Here is a 424-nt window from a genome sequence, read left to right as displayed (position 1 = left end):
CCCGGAAGGGAGATATCCTGGCGCAGCTCACCCAGACGTTAACCACTAGCGCAACTGACCTCGGCGTCGATGTCGTGCTGGTGACGCCGGACCGTGCCCTATTCAGTGCGGCGCAGCACTACCGGCGCGAGCGCTACCACTGGGCACTCGATGAGGCCGCGATGAAGGACGCGATGCGTCTCGGTCGACTGGCTATCCAGGGTCACCTTGCGCTGTTTCTGGGTGCGGGGGTCAGCATCGGTGCCGGACTGCCAGGTTGGAGTGATTTGCTAGCCAGGTTGGCAGAACGCTCGAATGTCGCCGTTCCAGATTCCACGCGGTTCCCAGCGCTTGATCAGGCCCAGCTGCTGGAGAAGATGATCCCGAACCTAGGTGAGCAGGTCTCGGCGATCATTGCTGAAACGAGCACTCCGTCGTTGGCTCA

The 424-nt window shown here is 62.0% G+C and carries 1 protein-coding gene; it reads left to right on the top strand.

The window, feature by feature from the left end; translation table 11 throughout:
- The coding region (locus tag IO33_RS0141950; RefSeq protein WP_031174331.1) for an SIR2 family protein at positions 1-424 on the top strand (424 nt) is incomplete at both ends.

The sequence above is a fragment of the Streptomyces durhamensis genome (assembly GCF_000725475.1).
Lineage (GTDB): Bacteria > Actinomycetota > Actinomycetes > Streptomycetales > Streptomycetaceae > Streptomyces > Streptomyces filipinensis.
The sequence above is the reverse complement of the archived record's forward strand: the minus strand, read 5'-3'. Positions and strand labels throughout refer to the sequence as shown.